General features: G+C 70.6%; 14 protein-coding genes. 7 read left to right on the forward strand and 7 right to left on the reverse strand.

Translation table 11 applies throughout. The features are described from left to right. Positions 1–205: 205 nt before the first annotated feature. Positions 206–1066, reverse strand: coding sequence for an NAD-dependent epimerase/dehydratase family protein (locus AB0K73_RS19295; protein WP_360518632.1), 861 nt, complete (start codon positions 1064–1066; stop codon positions 206–208). Between the two features lie 68 nt (positions 1067–1134). Between AB0K73_RS19295 and AB0K73_RS19300 the strand changes: the two genes are divergently transcribed. Then, the gene (locus tag AB0K73_RS19300) at positions 1135–1587 is read left to right on the forward strand and encodes a helix-turn-helix domain-containing protein (RefSeq protein WP_360518629.1); all 453 of its coding nucleotides are present in this window, start codon (positions 1135–1137) and stop codon (positions 1585–1587) included. 69 nt (positions 1588–1656) lie between these two features. On the opposite strand, the gene AB0K73_RS19305 is transcribed toward AB0K73_RS19300, so the two are convergent. The 3 genes from AB0K73_RS19305 to AB0K73_RS19315 are packed head-to-tail and all read right to left on the reverse strand — an operon-like array spanning position 1657 to position 3571. Continuing rightward, positions 1657–2226 (reverse strand): DUF3618 domain-containing protein, encoded by a 570-nt coding sequence (locus tag AB0K73_RS19305; protein WP_360518626.1) that lies wholly within the window; start codon positions 2224–2226, stop codon positions 1657–1659. Further along, positions 2223–2675 carry a phage holin family protein gene (locus tag AB0K73_RS19310; protein ID WP_360518623.1) on the reverse strand — a complete coding sequence of 151 codons (453 nt, stop codon included), beginning with the start codon at positions 2673–2675 and terminating at the stop codon, positions 2223–2225. Before AB0K73_RS19310 ends, AB0K73_RS19305 begins: the two co-directional genes overlap by 4 nt. Continuing rightward, positions 2675–3571: a hypothetical protein gene (locus AB0K73_RS19315; protein WP_360518620.1), complete on the reverse strand. Its 897-nt coding sequence runs from the start codon at positions 3569–3571 to the stop codon at positions 2675–2677. Before AB0K73_RS19315 ends, AB0K73_RS19310 begins: the two co-directional genes overlap by 1 nt. Before the next feature lie 270 nt (positions 3572–3841). Here AB0K73_RS19315 and AB0K73_RS19320 point away from each other — a divergent pair, with 270 nt between their 5' ends. From AB0K73_RS19320 to AB0K73_RS19340, 5 genes are all read left to right on the forward strand, one after another. Then, positions 3842–4795 carry a TIGR03557 family F420-dependent LLM class oxidoreductase gene (locus AB0K73_RS19320; RefSeq protein ID WP_360518617.1) on the forward strand — a complete coding sequence of 318 codons (954 nt, stop codon included), beginning with the start codon at positions 3842–3844 and terminating at the stop codon, positions 4793–4795. Between the two features lie 135 nt (positions 4796–4930). Continuing rightward, entirely contained in the window at positions 4931–6430 is a 1500-nt protein-coding gene (locus tag AB0K73_RS19325) for a helix-turn-helix domain-containing protein (RefSeq protein WP_360518614.1), read from the forward strand. A 257-nt stretch (positions 6431–6687) separates the two neighbouring features. Then, complete coding sequence (locus tag AB0K73_RS19330) at positions 6688–8139, forward strand: FAD-dependent oxidoreductase (protein ID WP_360518611.1); 1452 nt, start codon at positions 6688–6690, stop codon at positions 8137–8139. Continuing rightward, a complete protein-coding gene (locus AB0K73_RS19335) occupies positions 8136–8495 on the forward strand; it encodes a cupin domain-containing protein (RefSeq protein WP_360518608.1) in 360 nt (119 codons plus the stop codon). The genes AB0K73_RS19330 and AB0K73_RS19335 overlap by 4 nt, the downstream gene beginning before the upstream one ends. 7 nt (positions 8496–8502) lie before the next feature. Next, the gene (locus tag AB0K73_RS19340; RefSeq protein ID WP_360518605.1) at positions 8503–9066 is read left to right on the forward strand and encodes an MOSC domain-containing protein; all 564 of its coding nucleotides are present in this window, start codon (positions 8503–8505) and stop codon (positions 9064–9066) included. A 16-nt stretch (positions 9067–9082) separates the two neighbouring features. Here AB0K73_RS19340 and AB0K73_RS19345 read toward each other — a convergent pair whose 3' ends face one another. The 3 genes from AB0K73_RS19345 to AB0K73_RS19355 form a co-directional block, all read right to left on the reverse strand. After that, the gene (locus AB0K73_RS19345; protein ID WP_360518602.1) at positions 9083–9838 is read right to left on the reverse strand and encodes a helix-turn-helix domain-containing protein; all 756 of its coding nucleotides are present in this window, start codon (positions 9836–9838) and stop codon (positions 9083–9085) included. An 11-nt stretch (positions 9839–9849) separates the two neighbouring features. Further along, a complete protein-coding gene (locus AB0K73_RS19350) occupies positions 9850–10293 on the reverse strand; it encodes a VOC family protein (protein ID WP_360518599.1) in 444 nt (147 codons plus the stop codon). A 268-nt stretch (positions 10294–10561) separates the two neighbouring features. Further along, positions 10562–12286 (reverse strand): PucR family transcriptional regulator, encoded by a 1725-nt coding sequence (locus tag AB0K73_RS19355; protein WP_360518596.1) that lies wholly within the window; start codon positions 12284–12286, stop codon positions 10562–10564. 92 nt (positions 12287–12378) lie between these two features. On the opposite strand from AB0K73_RS19355, the gene AB0K73_RS19360 reads away from it, so the two are divergent. Then, entirely contained in the window at positions 12379–13863 is a 1485-nt protein-coding gene (locus AB0K73_RS19360) for a CoA-acylating methylmalonate-semialdehyde dehydrogenase (protein ID WP_360518593.1), read from the forward strand. Positions 13864–13867: the final 4 nt, after the last annotated feature.

Consider the following 13867-nt stretch of genomic DNA (forward strand, 5'->3'; position numbering starts at 1 on the left):
GCTCCTTCGGTGCAGCGGGGCGGATGTCTCGGTGTCCCGTTCGGCGTCTGCTTCGCCGCCGCGCGGGGCCTGTGTTTCCATGCTGCGGGCCGTTCAGCACCGTCACCCGACGATTCGGGGGGTGAACTTTCGGTGTTCTTCTGCGTTGCGGAAATCCCCGGTGGTCGAGGAGCCCGAAGGGCCGACTCGACCACCGGGGAGACGGTCAGGCGGCCTCGCGCGCCGCGTGCACCTCGTCGAGCACGCTCGTGTGCTCAGGGACCCATCCGAGCAGGCGGGCCCGCTCGCCACGCGCCTGCTGGTCGAGCAGGATGGCGTCGGCGAACGCCGCACCGAAGCGCGCCCTCGCGTCGTCGGCCGTCTCGGCCACGACACCCGCGGGACCGGCCACCGACTCGGCAACGGCCCGAACGGTCGTCGGGTTGCCGTCCGAGCCGATGAGACGACCCAGCGGTTCGGGGTGCTCGACCGCGAGCAGGTAGAGCCGGGCGAGATCGTCGACGTGCACCCACGTCCAGTGCTGCTCGCCGCCACCGATGAGCGTCAGCGCCCCATTCGCCGCCCGCGGTCCGTCGGTGATGAGACCCAGCAGCCCCGCGTCATGACCGTAGACCACCCCGGGCACCACGATCGTCGCATCGAGGCCCGACGCGAGCAGCCGCTCCTCCTGCGGCACCCGCCACGCGACGAGCTCGCCGGCATCGGTTGCGTCATCGTCGCGGATGTCCCCGCCGGCGCCGTAGAGCCAGACCCCGCTCGTGAGCACGAACCGCCGCCCGGTCCCGGTGAACGACCGGATGACGGTCTCGATGACAGCCGCGTTGAACTCGTCGGCACCGTCGGCCGGCGCGGCCGTGTGGATGGCGGCGTCGACGCCCTCGAGCGCGGACGCGAACCACGTGGCATCCGTCACCTCGCCCTCGAGAGCCGTGGCGCCGCGCGCCGAGACCTTCGCCGCGGCGTCAGCCGTGCGCACGACGGCGACCACGTCATGGCCGGCGCCCGTGAGCGCGTCGAGCACGGCCGATCCGATGTACCCGGTTCCCCCGGTCAGGAGTATTCTCATGGGCGTCACGGTATCCATTGGATACTGGTTACTTCAACGGAACTTTCCCCGACGAAACCGAGGAGCCCATGTCACCGGCATCGACGGCCACCCTGCTGCCCCCGCGCACGTCGGGCGCATCGACCCGCGACGGGGGGCCGGGCGTCGTCGACGAGGTCGAAGAGGTCGACGTGCTCGACCCGAACTGCCCGAGCCGCATCGCTTTCAGCCGCATCGGCGAGCGCTGGACGATGTTCGTGATCCTCGCCCTCTCGAATGGGCCGATGCGCTTCACCCAGCTCAAGGCTCGGGTCGGCGTGGTGACCCCGAAGGTGCTCACCGAGACGCTCCGCGCCCTGGAACGCGATGGCCTCGTCTCGCGGGCGGTGTTCCACGAGTCGCCGCCGCGCGTCGAGTACGCGCTCACGCCGCTCGGCGCCTCGCTCCTCGAGCCGATCCAGGCGATGCGCCAGTGGGCGGAGCGCCATGTGCCCGAACTGCTCGAATGCCGCGAACGCGCCGACGCGGCATCCGACGCCTGAGACTTCTCGGCCGACTCCGGACAGACGGATGCCCCGCCCGAACGTGTGGGCGGGGCATCCGGAGCGCGATCAGCTCCTGTGCTGCTCGGCTGCGTGCTTCGCGTCCGAAGACACGGTGGACGCCGCGTCGGCGCCCTCGGCCTTGACGGTGTCGACCGCCTCGGTCGCACGCCCCTTCACGGCGTCGACGGCCTCGCGGGCCGGCTCGCGAAGGTGATCGGCGGACTCCATCGCGGCGTCCTTCGCCTTGTCGACGAGCGGCGCAGCGGCCTCCTTCACCTTCTCGGCGGCCTCCTGCTCCTTGCGCGACGCCGGGATGAGCGACGCCGCGAGCAGGCCGACGCCGAAGGCGATGAGACCGGCCGCGACCGGGTTGCCCTCGGTCGCGCGGGCGACCTTGCGAGGTGCATCGGCCACGGCTTCGCCGGCATTGCCGACGGCATTCTGCGTCGAGCCGGATATGTCGCTCGCAGAACCCATCACCCGGTCGCTGATGCGCGAGAACGCGCGCTTGACCTTGTCGGTCTGTCGCTGGGCGGCCTTGGCCGGGTTCACCTTGTCGGCGAGCGCATCGACGTCCTGGCCGAGTTCACGGCGGGTCCGCTCGATATCGTCGCGGATCACATCGGGGTCACTCATCGGTTCTCCTCATTCCTCTTCAATGCGTCTGGGATCTTCTTCACGCTCTCGACGGTGTCGGGCATACCGCGCACCTCGTCGAACTCCTTCTTGCCGACGACGTAGAGCACGACGGCGACGATGGCCCAGAGGGCGGCGACGAGCACCGCCGACCAGGCGTTGCCCATCAGGTACCCGAGCGCCCACCAGAGGGCGATCGAGAGGAAGAGCAGGGTGAACCATCCGGCCACGCCCGCGCCGCCGTACATGCCGGCGCCCTTGCCCGCCCGCGTCGCGGTCTGGCGCAGCTCGGCCTTCGCCAGCTCCACCTCCTGACGCATGAGCGTGGAGACGTCGCGGCTCACCTCGCCGAGCAGGTCGCCGAGCGACGTGTTCGCCGCCTGGCGCTCCGACGGTGTCGGGATGTCGTCGGCATGCCGAGGCGTGCCGTAATTGGGATCAGTGGACATCAGAACCCGCCCCTGCGCTCGCCCGGCGATCCCGGCTCCTCGACGCTCGGCGTCTCGGTGTACAGGTCGGGGTCGGCCCCGGTGTACAGGTCGGGGTCGGTTCCCGCCGTCGGATCGGTCCAGTCGGTCGCACCGGCTGCGCCGGTCGCACCGACCGTGCCGGTTGCGCCCGCGCCCACCGGGGCGCCGAGGCCGGTGGCCTCCGCAGGCGTCAGGTCGGGCATGACGGTCGTCGGGCGGCTGCCCATCGTGTTCGGAGTGCCACCGTAGGCGGCGGCATCCTCGTCCTCGTCGGGCGTCATGAGCGCTCGCGTGAGTCGACCTGCGACCACGCCCGCACCGAGTGCGACCGCGAGGAAGACGCCGGGACGCCGACGGGCGAACGACTTCACCTCGAGGAGCAGGGATCCGGGGTCGCGCTGGTCGAGCCAGTACGCGACGCGGTCGACGCGGTCACCGGCCTCACGAACGAGGTCGCTGGCCATGCCGGGCTCGTCGGAACGGTCGGCCATGCTCGAGAGCTGGCCTCCGACCCCGTGCAGACCGCTGGCGACGCGGGCCTGCTGCGTGGCGGCCTGAGACCGCAGTTCATCGCGAGCCTGGCCTGCGAGGCGGCGGGCCTGCCGCTTCGTCTCCGAGGCGACAGCCTTGGTCTCTCCCTTGGCGACGCCCGCGACGCGCTGGCCTTCCTCGCGCGCTTCGTGCGCCAGTGCCTTCGCGTCGTCCTTGATGGGGGGCTTCGTGCCGGACGTGCCGCTGCCCGTGCCGGTGGCGCCGGTCGTGCCGGTGTACGTGTCGCCCGTGCCGGTGGTGGCGTAGGTGCCACCTGTTCCGGTCGTGTCCGCGTACGGGTCGCCCGAGGCGCCGGGCAGTCCAGATGGTGTGCTGTTCGTCATCTCGTGGACTCGCTTCCTATCGTGGTCCATGCGGGAGCGCCAGAGTGCCCCCGCGGTGTCCCCAAGGTAGGCATGCTCATCCCTCCCCGAGTAGGGACTTGCGGGCTGGCGAAGCGTGGCGTATAACCGCGGGCGCGGGGCCCGGTGCGAGGCCGATTTCGCGCCGGACGGCGCATTCTCGTGGCAGGGTTCCGGCAGGTCAACCGGCTTCCCGCACGCGCCCGCACCGCATAGCGTCGCTGCTTTGAGGGGCTGCTTTGAGGGGGACCGATGCGCTACGGATACAAGCTCTCATCGGAAGGCTTCGGCCCCACCGAGCTCGTGCGTCAGGCGAAGCAGGCCGAGGCATCCGGATTCGATTTCGTCGACATCAGCGACCACTACCACCCCTGGCTGGACTCGCAGGGGCACTCGCCGTTCGCGTGGACGGTGCTCGGCGCGATCGCGGCGAGCACCGAGTCGCTCGGACTCGTGACGGGCGTGACCTGCCCGACGATCAGGTACCACCCGGCGATCATCGCCCAGGCCGCCGCGACGCTCGCGATCATCTCCGACGGGCGATTCACGCTGGGCGTCGGCGCGGGCGAACGCCTGAACGAGCACGTGGTGGGCTTGGGCTTCCCAGCCGTCGCCCAACGGCAGGCGATGCTGCGCGAGGCGCTCGAGATCATCCGCCTGCTCTGGCAGGGCGGCTACCGGTCGTACCGCGGCGAATACCTCGATCTCGAGGACGCTCGGGTCTTCGACCTGCCGCACGAGCTGCCCCGCATCGCGGTGGCCGCCGGTGGGCCGGATGCCGCGAAGCTCGCCGCCGACCTCGGCGACGGCCTGTTCGGCACTGAGCCCAAGGCCGAGCTGTTCGGCGCCTACCACGGTGCGGGCGGCGACGGGCCCACGTACGGCGAGGTCGGTCTCGCCTGGGCCGAGGATGAGGCAACCGCCATCGACGCCGCGTTCGAGTCGAGCCGCTGGTCGCTCACGGGCTGGAAGGTCATGAGCGAGCTGCCCAACCCGGTGAACTTCGAGGCATCCGCTGCGTTCGTGCGCAAGGAGGACGTCGCCGCGCAGATGCCGTGCGGGCCCGACGTCGCGAGGCATCTCGAGGCGATCCGCGAGTACCAGGACGTCGGCTACGACCACGTCGTGCTCGCGAACAACGGCCCCGACCCCGACGGCTTCATGGACTTCTTCGCGCGCGAGCTGAAGCCTGCGCTCGACGGATGAGCTCGGAATTCGTCAGCTCCTTCACCACCTGCTGCACGCGCAACGGGCAGATTTGCGCCCATCGATGCCGCGACACGCAGAACTTTCACAGTTCTTCGGTTTGCGGCATCCGGTTGCCCGTGTGACCATCGGAGCATGGTCATCGCGGATCCGATCACTCGCACGACACTCACGGCCGTCTCCGGCGAGCCTGCCGACGTCGGCGACGAGGTTGATGCGCTGACGCTCGGCCGGCGCATCCGCGAGCATCGCACGGCCATCGGCATGACGCTCGGGGAGCTCGCCGCCGCGATCGACCGGGCACCGTCGCAGGTGTCGGCCATCGAGAACGGCAAGCGAGAGCCGCGGCTCTCGATGTTGCGCACGATCGCCCTCGCGCTCGGCACCACGGTCGACGATCTGCTGCGAGCGGATGCCCCGTCCGAGCGCGCCGCCCTCGAGATCGCCGTCGAGCGCGCCCAGCGAGGCCCGGTGTTCGCCGCGCTCGGACTGCCGCCGTTCCGCGTGGCGAAGGGCATGAGCGACCAGACGCTGCAGACGATCCTCGCCCTGCACCACGAGATCGACCGCCTGCACCGCGAGCGCGCCGCGACCCCCGAGGAGGCACGTCGCGCCAACGCCGAGCTCCGCGCCGAGATGCGCGCCCGCGACAACTTCTACCCCGAGCTCGAGGCGAAGGCCGCCGAGCTGCTCGAAGCCGTCGGCCACACGGGCGGACCGGTGTCGCACCAGCTCGTCGCCGACATGGCCTCGCACCTCGGCTTCTCGCTGCACTACGTCGGCGACCTGCCGCACTCCACGCGCACCGTCACCGACAAGCTCAACGGACGCATCTACCTGCCGACCCAGAACTCGCCGTCGCGGGACTCGCGTTCACCCATCCTGCAGGCGCTCTCGTCGCACCTCCTCGGACACGAGGAGCCGCGCAACTACGGCGACTTCCTGCGCCAGCGCGTCGAGACGAACTACCTCACGGCCGCGATCCTCCTTCCCGAGCAGGCCGCCGTTCGGTTCCTCAGCGAGGCGAAGAACCTGCGCCGGATCTCGATGGAGGAACTCCGCGACCACTTCGCGGTCTCGTACGAGACGGCCGCGCACCGGTTCACGAATCTCGCCACGGCACGCCTCGACATCCCGGTGCACTTCATGAAGGTGCACGAGTCGGGCACGATCATCAAGGCGTACGAGAACGACAAGGTGCGCTTCCCGTCCGACGCGCTCGGCGCCGTCGAGGGCACCACGGTGTGCCGGAACTGGACGGCGCGCACGGTGTTCGACATCGACGACCGCTTCAGCCCCTACTACCAGTACACCGACACGCCCACCGGAACCTTCTGGTGCACCTCGCGCATCGAGAAGGCCAAGGAGGGCGAGTACTCGGTGTCGGTCGGCGTGCCGTTCGAGCACGTGAAGTGGTTCCGCGGACGCGAGACGCCGTACCGCTCGGTGTCGCGCTGCCCCGACGAGTCGTGCTGCCGTCGCGCGCCCGAGGCGCTCGCCGAGAAGTGGTCGGATGCCTCGTGGCCGGCCGCCCGCACGCCCACGTCGCTGCTCGCGGCGCTGCCCACGGGCACGTTCCCGGGCGTCGACCAGACCGAGGTGTACCAGTTCCTCGAGGCGCACGCCCCGCGCTGACCGGCCTCCGCGCCCGACTCCGGCCCGCCCGGCTTCGCGCACGATTCTGCGGATATACGATCTGCCACCCCGTGCCTGGGCCCGCAACCCCGGCGCGCCGCATCGTATATCCGCAGAATCTGGCCATTGGCGGCGCAGCAGACGGATGCTCCGGGCACCGTGTCCCACCGAGGGCGGATGTCGAGACACCGCGCGGTGGCGGCGACCGCGCCCGCACGCGAGGATGGAACGACACGACCGCGTCAGGGGAAATCGCTGTGGGAACCACCGTCTTCGAACGGCGCCGGCCGCCGGCATCCGTCGTCGAGCACTCGCTCGCCGGAACCGAGCAGCGCGTCTTCTGGCTCGACGACCTGCCCGAGCACCTGACGCCCACGCGTCCCCGATTGACCGGCACGAAGGTCGCCGACCTGGTCGTCGTCGGCGGCGGCTACAGCGGACTCTGGACCGCGTTGCTCGCGAAGGAACGCAACCCCGACGCGCGCGTGGTGCTCGTCGAGGCGAAGCGCGTCGGCTGGGCGGCTTCGGGCCGCAATGGCGGCTTCTGCGAGGCGAGCCTCACGCACGGCCACGAGAACGGCATGGCTCGGTGGCCGAAGGAGATGCCGCAGCTGCACCGCCTCGGCATGGAGAACCTCGACGCCATCGAGGCGAGCGAGGCGACGTATGGCATGGACTTCGAGTTCGAGCGCACCGGGCAGCTCGCCCCGGCGGTCGAAGATCACCAGGTCGAGTGGCTGCGCCAGTGGGCCGACGAGGCCGCAGCGTCGGGCGAGGGCGACGAGGTCGTGTTCCTCGATCAGGCGGCGGCACAGGCATCCGTCGACTCCCCCACCTACCTCGCCGCCGTGTGGGAGAAGAACACGAACGCGATGGTGCATCCGGCGCGCCTCGCCGCCGAGCTCGCGCGGGTCGCCGAGGAGCGCGGTGTGGAGATCTTCGAGCACTCGCCCGTTCGGCGGCTCGAAACCCCCGGTTCGACGGGGGCCGTGAGCGTCATCACCTGGGCGGGGCGGGTCGATGCGAAGCATGCCGTGCTCGCGACGAACGTGTTCCCGTCACTCCTGAAACGCAACCGGCTGATGACCGTGCCCGTCTACGACTATGTGCTCATGACCCAGCCGCTCTCGGCCGACCAACTTACCTCGATCGGCTGGAAGGACCGCCAGGGCATCGGCGACCTGGCCAACCAGTTCCACTACTACCGGCTTTCGAAGGACAACCGCATCCTGTTCGGCGGGTACGACGCCGTCTACCACTACGGACGCCGCGTGCGCGACGAGTACGAGCGCCGGCCCGAGAGTTGGCAGAAGCTCGCGAGCCACTTCTTCACCACGTTTCCGCAGCTCGAGGGCCTGACCTTCAGCCACCAGTGGGCCGGCGCGATCGACACGAGCACCCAGTTCACCGCGTTCTTCGGCACCGCGCGCGACCACCGCGTCGCCTATGCGGCCGGCTTCACCGGCCTCGGCGTCGGGTCGACCCGCTTCGCCGCGGAGGTCATGCTCGACCTGCTCGAACGTCGAGACAACGAGCGCATGTCGCTGGAGATGGTGCGGAAGCGCCCGCTGCCGTTCCCGCCCGAGCCGGCGGCCGCCATCGGCATCAACGCCACGCGCTGGTCGCTCGACCGCGCCGATCACGAACAAGGGAGGCGCAACATGCTCCTGAAGACCCTCGACGCGCTCGGACTGGGGTTCGACTCATGACCGACGTGCCCCGCCTGCATCCGGGCGTGATCACGGATGCCGCATCCATCGCCCTCGAGCACGTCGCCGTCGAGCCCGAGCAGGTCGTCGCGGGCACGCCCACCACCGGCCACCTGGTGCTCGACGAGGCCGACTGCCGCACGGTGGGCGTGTGGGAGATGTCGGTCGGCGCGATGCGCGACGTCGAGGCCGACGAGGTGTTCGTCGTGCTCGCGGGTGCCGCGACCGTGGAGTTCGAGCATCCGGTCGCCGACCCGATCATCCTCGCGCCGGGCTCGGTCGTGCGGCTCGAGTCGGGCATGCGCACGGTGTGGACCGTGCGCAAGACGCTCCGCAAGGTGTACGTCACGCCGTGAGCTCCACGTGACCGACGCACCCGACCGACCCAGCGGGCCCTCCGTCGTCGCCGTCGCCCGTGATGACGCGCACCGCTTCTCGAAGCTCCTGCGCGAGGAGATCATGCTCGTCGCCGGTCACGGCGTCGTGGGCGATGCGCATGCGGGGCCGACGATGATCCGGCGAGTCCGCTACAAGCCGACCGAGACGCTGCCGAACCTGCGCCAGGTGCATCTCATCCAGCGCGAGCTCTTCGACGAGCTGGTGGGCGACGGCTTCGGGGTCACGCCCGGTGACCTCGGTGAGAACATCACCACGACGGGTGTCGACCTCCTGGCCCTGCCTTGCGGCACGCGCATCCGGCTCGGCGACGATGCCGAGGTCGAGCTGACGGGGCTCCGGAACCCGTGCAAGCAGCTCGACACGTGGCATCCGGGGCTCATGAAGCGCCTCATCCGCCGCAGGAACGGCGTCGTGGTCCGGCTCGCCGGCGTCATGGCGATCGTGGTGCGAGACGGCACGGTGCGTCCGGGTGACGCGCTGACCATCACCCTGCCACCCGAGCCGCACGAGCCGCTCCTGAGGGTCTGAGCGGCTCTGACCGCCATCAGGCGACGAATGCCTCGGGCTCGCCCTCATTCGCGGCAGAGGAGTCGGGCGGGACGGCCGGATCGATGCGGAATGTCAGCCGGAAGCGTTCGAGCAGGGCGTTGCCCCCGTCGAGGATGGAGACGCCCGCGGGAGCTCCCTTCACCGAGACGACCCCGCGCACGCCCGCCACGAGGTCGCGGAACCCCGTCGGCGAGACGGCGAGCTCGAGCACGGCCTCTGGCGCGAGCGCGGGGATCGCGCGGCGCGGCTGAGGGAGGGCGCCCGGTCCGACGGGTGCGACGTCGAGCTCGCGTCCGGCGACGATCGCCGAAACCGAGGTCTCGGCGACGTGCAGCACGTACTCGGTGGCCGGAAGCGCGGCCGCGGCATCCGGCCGAAAGGCGGCGCGCAGCGCGACGGTCACCGCGTCGGCCGTGACCTGATCGCCCTCGGCGGGCTCCCCGAGCACCGACCAGCCCCAGCGTTCGAGCGCGTCGACCACGGGTGCGAGCTCACGGCCGAGCGCCGTGAGCTCGTATCCGCCGCGCACCGTCGGCACACGGCGGACGACGCCGGCCTCCTGCAGCTCCTTCAGCCGATCGCTGAGGATGTTCGTCGGAATGCGCGGCAGGCCGGCCTTGAGGTCGCCGTATCGGCGCGCCCCGACGAGCAGGTCGCGCACGATGAGCAGCGCCCATCGATCGCCGACCCGCTCGAGAGCTCGGGCGACCCCGCTGTACTGCCCGAAGCCGCGCGCCCCGCGTGTGGCCATGCCGGATGCCGTCAGGCGTTGGTCGACTGGCTGGCCATGTACGCCTCGGGACCCATCTCGACGGCGGCGGGCTCCATGAAGAGGAACGACAGGTTGTTGCCGTCGGGGTCGTCGAGGTCGCGCGAATACATGAACCCGTAGTCCTGCGCGGGGCGCGGCTCGCTGCCGCCGGCGGCGAGGCCCTTGGTGATCACGTCGTCGACGTCCTCGCGGGAGTCGCGGGTCAGCGCGATGGCCACCTGCGCCTGGGTCTTCGGGTCGATGATCTGCTTGTCGGTGAACGTGGAGAGGTACTCGCGGGTGAGCACCATGAAGTAGATGGTGTCGCTGAGCACGACGCACGCGGCGTTCTCGTCGGTGAAGGCAGGGTTGATGGTGAAGCCGAGCGACGTGTAGAACGCCTTCGCCCGCTCGAGGTCGCTCGACGGGAGGTTCACGAAGATGTTGGTTGGCATTGTGCTGCTCCGTTCCGGATCGTTGGATGATTCGTTCTCGATCGTTAGCTTGCTCTTTGCAAGTGCACTTGTCAATAGCAAGTGACCGATCGGCTCGGCTCGAGCACGCCCACGTCCCGCAGCGGGCCACGATGCCGAGGGCTCACCGACGATTCGTTGCAGGTCTTCGGTCGATTTGCCGCACCCGCGCCCGCAACACGTCCTGCAAACCGGAGGTTGTCCTGCAGACCAACACGGGTGGGCGAGGCCGGGAGCTGGCCGCGGTCGCTCAGCGTCGGGCGCTCCGCCGCACGAGCAACGCGAGGTGCAACGCCGTGAGCGACTCGCCATCGTCGAGGTCGGCCCCGAGCAGGTCGCCGATGAGGGCGAGGCGCTGGTAGAACACCGAGCGCGAGAGATGGCTCGCCGCGGCGGCGGCCGTGCGGTTCCCGGGGTGCGCGACGACGGCCCCGAGCACGTTGAGCAGGTCGCCGCCGCGCGCGAGGTCGTATTCGATCAGCGGCGCGAGCATGCGCTCGCTGTGACGCAGCAGCCGGTGGTCGTCTCGCAGCGAGGCCACCAGCCGGATGAGCGGCCGGTCATCCGCCCGCCGCACCTCGAGCCCCCGCGAGCCGGGTAGCCGCGCCCCGCGGGCGAGGTCGATCGCCTCGAGCAGCGACCCGAGCAGTTCGTCGAGTCCCGCGGCCGGCGAGCCGATCGAGAGCACGAGGCGGTCAGCGGATGCCGCATCTCCGCCGACCAGGGCCGACCCGAGTGCCTTCGCCTGCGCCTCGCCGAGGCCGCCCGCCTCGCCGAGGCCGCCCGCCTCGCCGAGCCCGCCCGCCTCGCCGGGCAGCGAGAGCAACATGACCCGTGCCAGCGGCAGCGCGAGGGAGTCGGGCGCGGCCGCATCGATGGCCCGTCCGCCGAGCGCCCGCGCCGCGGCATCCGCCGACCCGCTCCTGATCGTCGCCCCCGTGGCGACGAGGGCGTGGAGCCGTGCCCCCTCGATGGGCAGGCCGCCCGCCTCGAGTCGGGCGGTCGCTCCGGCCAGGCCCGCGAATCGCCCCGCGAGCAGACCCTCGACCAAGCGCTGCCGGCCGATACGCCCCCATTCGTCGTTCTCGCCATCCGCGAGACGTCCGAGGGCGAGCGCGATGGCACCCTGTTCGAGCACGCCCAGGCGACCCGCCGGGTGCGCGGGGCCGGGCAGGGCGACGAGGTGCCCCCACCGGATGCCGCGTGCCTCGACGGGAACCACGAGCCACTCGTCGGCCCCGCCCGCGACCTCCTGGCGGCGGCGTTCGACGTCTTGGCGATGCGCCCGACGTGACCGCGCCTCCCAGTTCGCGAACAGCTCCTCCTCGGCGGCCGGCGGCACCTCGGCGGCCACGACCTCGTGGGCGAGGTTCTCGAGCACCACGGCCGCGCCGAGCGTCTGGGCCAGCTGCTCCACGATGAAGTCCGCGGGCGAGCCCCGGAGGCTCAGCGCGGTGAAGCGCTCGCGCACCTCGTCGCGGGCCCGGAGGGCGGCGGTCTGCTCCGAGATGATGCGGCTGTGCACCGCCTCGGTGAGCGTGACGAACTTCACCTCGCGATGCAGGGCGATGAGGGCGAGACCGTGTGCACGGGCCGCCGCCTCGACCACGGCGGGCACGTACCGGTAGTGCGCGCCGAGCTCCAGCACCAGGCCCGAGAGGCCGGCCTCGACGAGGCCTGCGACGAACGCCTCGAGCTCGACGGGTTCGGTGGGCCACCCCGATCCCGTCGAGAGCAGCAGCTCGCCGCCGTTGAGGAGCCGGGCGACCCCGGCATTGTCGGACACGTGCACCCAGCGCACCCGGGCCTCGAGCGCCTCATCGCCCGAGAGCACCTCGGGTACCCCGTGGGCGACGGCATCGAGCGTGAGGATCTCGCGAACGGTGGGCAGGCCGTCGTCGGAGGCGCCCGCAGCGGACACGGGCCCGCCCGTACGGTCTGTTCGGATCGTCTCGTCTTCGCGACGGTCTGCCATCGGGCGGGCCTCTCTGCCTCTGCAATGCTGGGGAGATCAGCTTAGACGACGCTGCCGGGCAATCTGTCCGATGCACCGGGAAGGAACACCCAATGAGTCTCATCCGACACGTCATCGCCGGCCAGGAGGTCGCCGACGCCGAGCGCACGGGCCCCGTCTACAACCCGGCCACCGGTGCGCAGCAGCACGAGGTCGCCTTCGCCTCCGTCGGCGAGGTCGAGCAGGCGATCGCCGCCGCGAAGGCCGCCCTCCCGGCGTGGCGCGCGACCGGCCTCGTGAAGCGGGCGGACGTGTTCTTCAAGCTGCGCCACCTCCTCGTCGAGCGCCAGGGCGAGCTCGCCGCGATCCTCACGAGCGAGCACGGCAAGGTGCTGTCGGATGCCGCGGGCGAGATCTCCCGGGGTATCGAGAACATCGAGTTCGCCGCCGGCCTCGTGCACCTGCTGAAGGGCGAGCACTCGGAGCAGGTCGCTCGCGGTGTCGACGTGCACTCGGTGAAGCAGCCCGTCGGCGTGGTCGGGGCGATCACCCCGTTCAACTTCCCGGTGATGGTGCCGCTCTGGATGGTGGCATCCGCCATCGCATGCGGCAACACCGTCGTGCTGAAGCCCTCGGAGAAGGATCCGAGCGCGTCGGTGTTCCTCGCGAAGCTCTTCCAGGAGGCGGGCCTGCCCGACGGCGTGCTCAACGTCGTGCACGGCGACAAGGTCGCGGTCGACACGATCCTCGACTCCGCCGATGTGCGGGCGATCTCGTTCGTCGGGTCGACGCCGATCGCGAAGTCGATCTACGAGCGGGCGTCGGCGAGCGGCAAGCGCGTCCAGGCGCTCGGCGGTGCGAAGAACCACATGGTCGTCATGCCCGACGCCGACCTCGAGAGTGCGGCCGACGCCGCGGTCTCGGCGGCCTACGGCTCGGCGGGCGAACGCTGCATGGCCGTGTCGGTGCTCGTCGCGGTGGGCGACGTCGCCGACGACCTCGTCGAAGCGGTGCGTTCGCGCATGGGCGCCCTGAAGATCGGCGATGGCACGGATGCCTCGAGCGAGATGGGTCCCCTCATCACGCGCGAGCACCGCGACAGGGTCGCGTCGTACGTGACGGGCGCAGGCGCCGAGGGTGCCACGGTCGTGGTCGACGGCACGCAGCAGCAGTTCGACGGCGATGGATTCTTCGTCGGCGTCTCGCTCATCGACCACGTGAAGCCCGGGATGAAGGTGTACGAGGACGAGATCTTCGGGCCGGTGCTCTCGGTCGTGCGCGTCGAGACCTACGAGGAGGCGGTGGCGCTCATCAATGCGAACCGGTTCGCGAACGGGGTGGCGATCTTCACGCGCGACGGCGGCACCGCGCGCCAGTTCGAGTTCGACATCGAGGTCGGGATGGTCGGCGTCAACGTGCCGATCCCCGTGCCGATCGGCGCGTACTCGTTCGGCGGCTGGAAGAACTCGCTGTTCGGCGACTCGCACATCTACGGCCCCGAGTCGGTGCACTTCTACACGCGCTCCAAGGTGATCACGAGCCGCTGGCCGAACCCGTCGGAGTCGCAGATCAACCTCGGCTTCCCGTCGAACCACTAGGAGC

This window comes from Agromyces sp. NPDC052230 (genome assembly GCF_040679595.1).
Classification (GTDB): Bacteria; Actinomycetota; Actinomycetes; order Actinomycetales; family Microbacteriaceae; genus Agromyces.